Consider the following 2,812-nt stretch of genomic DNA (forward strand, 5'->3'; position numbering starts at 1 on the left):
GGCGAGGGCTTCGGAGAGATCGAACTGGGGAGCAATCCCCTCTTTCTCAGCGAGGATAACGGCGGAAGCGCCGGAGGTTCTCAAGAGAGGCGCGTGAACGGGGAAACCTAGAATCGCCCGAACATGGAGGGCGAATTCGGAGAGCTCTTGGGTGATCATCGTCACCATGCCGGTGTCGTGGGGGCGGGGGGAGACTTCGGAGAAATAGACGTCGTTTCCTTTGACGAAGAGCTCCACGCCGAAGATACCCCGGCCGCCTAGGTTATCGGTCACCTGTTGGGCGATCGCTTTCGCCTTGTCGAGCGCGACGGCGGACATCGGATGGGGCTGCCACGACTGGCGGTAGTCGCCGTCGATCTGGATGTGGCCGATCGGCGGGCAGAAGATCGTTCCGTTCACGGCGCGGACGGTCAGGAGCGTGATCTCGTAATCGAAGCGGATAAACGACTCTAAGATCACCGTCGTCTTTTTGGCGCGAGAGGCCGACATGGCGTAGTCCCACGCTTTTTGAAGATCGATGGAAGATTGAACGACCGACTGGCCTTTCCCGGAAGAAGACATCACCGGCTTCATCACGCAGGGGAAGCCGACCTTCTCTCCGGCGGCTTTCAACTCTTCCGGACGGCTGATAAAGACGTACCGGCTGGTCGGGAGCTTCAGCTCCTCGGCGGCGAGGCGGCGGATCCCCTCACGGTCCATTGTGAGGCGCGCGGCGCGGGCGGTCGGGATGACGGTATACTGTTTTTCGATTTCGACCAGATAGTCGGTGGCGATCGCTTCGATTTCGGGGACGATGAGGGTCGGCTCTTCTTTGGCGATGACGTCGGCCAGGCGCGCCCGGTCGAGCATGTCGATGACATGGCTGCGGTGGGCCACCTGCATCGCGGGGGCGTTCGGGTAGCGGTCGACGGCGATGACCTCCACGCCGAGGCGCTGCGCCTCAATCGTCACTTCCTTCCCGAGTTCTCCCGACCCCAAAAGCATGAGCCGGAAAGCATTTTTGGAGAGCGGCGTCCCCAGCATAAAGCGCTCCAGAGGATAATGTCAGGGAAAGATCATATTTTTCTATTCTTTTCCGAACGCTTTTTTTAAGAGCGGCTCGATCTCGCCGTTTTTCGCCATCTCGTCGAGGATATCGGTGTCGCCGTAAAATTGGCCGTCGATGAAGACTTTCGGCAAGGTCGGCCAGTTGGTCATTTTGGAGAGGGCTTCGCGCTTCTCCATATTGCGAAGGACATCGACGACTTCGAACGGATAGCCGTATTTGTTGAAGTATTGGATCGTCTCCACCGTAAAGCCGCACATCGGCATCTGCTTGGTCCCTTTACCGTAAATCACGATCTTATTCTCGGTGATCTCTTTCTTAATTTCCTCTTCGATTGGGTTACCCATGGGGCCTCCTTATGATCTTACTTTTCCGGACAGCTCCGTCGGCCACGCGCCGCAAGCATGGCTTAGACTGCCTTCGCCGCCTCTTCCGGCGTATGCGACTTGATCTCGAGCGCGTGAATCCGGCCATCCTTCATCGGCTCGTTCAGCGCTTGATAGACAAACCGCTGCCGATCGAGCAAATTCTTTCCCTTAAACGCTTCTGAAATGATTTTGAGCGTGTAGTGGTCCATCGTCCCGGTCCGGTCGACGACCGCGACCTCCGCGTCGGGCATCGCTTTCTTGATGTACTCGATTAACATCTCCTTGCTGATCATCGGCGCCTCTCCCGTTACACTCTCGAGCAAGGATGTATTATACCTAAATTTCGGGAGATGTTAAAGAGGTAAATAAAAAAGGCCGAACGGGCGTCCGGCCTTTCGAAAATCGAGGTTTACGTCATTTATATAGACGGCGTTCATTTTTAATTACAGTTGTTTTCAATCCAATTGATCGCCGCGGACCAAAACATTAAACAACGAGCTTCGGAAGACGTTTTGCCGGTGGTATCCCGGAATGAAGGAGGCCGCTGCATAACCCCCGGTTTTCCATGGTCTCCCTAAATTAGACTTCATCGCCGCGTTTTCAGGAGGCCGCCATAGCCACACTGAGCGTGGGGGCGTGTTTCGTGTCGTGGTGCTGTTTTACGACAATCTCCACATCATGGTTGAGGGCGACGAGGAATCGCAGCAACCGTTCCACGGAAAATTGCCGGAACTGCCCGCGCAACATATTGGATACGTCGGGTTGTTTAACGCCGAATAGTTTTGCGGCGGCAGTCTGCGTCAAGCCACGTTTCTCCACGATAGTTCCGATTTTATAGACGAGTTGGGCCTTGATGAGATGCTCATCGGCATTCGGTACGCCAATATCGGCGAACACGTTGTCACTTCCGATTTCGTAATCCTTCTTCTTCATGGTTTTCGCTCCTTTGCTATCTGTTCCGCCTGTATTAATCTGCGTTTAACTAACTCAATTTCGCTTTCTGGTGTTTTGCGTCCCGTTTTAGATTTTTTCTGGAACGCGTGAAGCACATAGACCGCACCGGCAAGCCGCACCGTGTAGATTGTCCGGAACGTATCGCCGCGATAATCGCCGACAACCTCAACCACACCTGCGCCGCCAAAGCCTTTCAAGGGTTTCGCATCGGCATGTTTTCCACCCTGCTGGGCGATATACAGCGCATAACCCATGTCATCCTTCACGGGATCGGGAAACTCCCGAAAGTTCTTCAAGCTTGCCCCCACCCAGGTCAGAGGTTTCAATGGCGCCAATGGTGGCTGTTTGATCATTCAAAGATCATATTATAGCAATATCACTATAATGTCAAGAGGGTCGTATGCCAAACAAAGTTCCGGGGACACAAAGTTCCGGGGACACCATA

General features: G+C 54.4%; 5 protein-coding genes. All 5 read right to left on the reverse strand.

Annotated features, from left to right (window positions below; all coding sequences use genetic code 11):
• The coding region (gene purT / locus VI895_13645; protein HLG20843.1) for a formate-dependent phosphoribosylglycinamide formyltransferase at nt 1–1,023 on the reverse strand (1,023 nt) is incomplete at its 3' end.
• Nucleotides 1,024–1,065: 42 nt separating this feature from the next.
• Nucleotides 1,066–1,392 (reverse strand): glutaredoxin domain-containing protein, encoded by a 327-nt coding sequence (locus VI895_13650; protein HLG20844.1) that lies wholly within the window; start codon nt 1,390–1,392, stop codon nt 1,066–1,068.
• A 62-nt stretch (nt 1,393–1,454) separates the two neighbouring features.
• On the reverse strand, nt 1,455–1,736 hold the full coding sequence (locus VI895_13655; GenBank protein ID HLG20845.1) for a BolA/IbaG family iron-sulfur metabolism protein: 282 nt from the start codon (nt 1,734–1,736) through the stop codon (nt 1,455–1,457).
• A gap of 277 nt (nt 1,737–2,013) precedes the next feature.
• Nucleotides 2,014–2,346, reverse strand: coding sequence for a helix-turn-helix transcriptional regulator (locus VI895_13660; protein HLG20846.1), 333 nt, complete (start codon nt 2,344–2,346; stop codon nt 2,014–2,016).
• A complete protein-coding gene (locus VI895_13665; protein HLG20847.1) occupies nt 2,343–2,720 on the reverse strand; it encodes a type II toxin-antitoxin system RelE/ParE family toxin in 378 nt (125 codons plus the stop codon). The genes VI895_13660 and VI895_13665 overlap by 4 nt, the downstream gene beginning before the upstream one ends.
• Between the last annotated feature and the right edge of the window lie 92 nt (nt 2,721–2,812).

The organism is Bdellovibrionota bacterium, assembly GCA_035292885.1.
Lineage (GTDB): Bacteria > Bdellovibrionota_G > JALEGL01 > JALEGL01 > DATDPG01 > DATDPG01.

Coding starts and splice junctions, on each gene's coding strand:
- VI895_13650 (HLG20844.1), bottom strand. CDS start 1,392: ATGGGTAACCCAATCGAAGAGGAAATTAAGAAAGAGATCACCGAGAAT.
- VI895_13660 (HLG20846.1), bottom strand. CDS start 2,346: ATGAAGAAGAAGGATTACGAAATCGGAAGTGACAACGTGTTCGCCGAT.
- VI895_13665 (HLG20847.1), bottom strand. CDS start 2,720: ATGATCAAACAGCCACCATTGGCGCCATTGAAACCTCTGACCTGGGTG.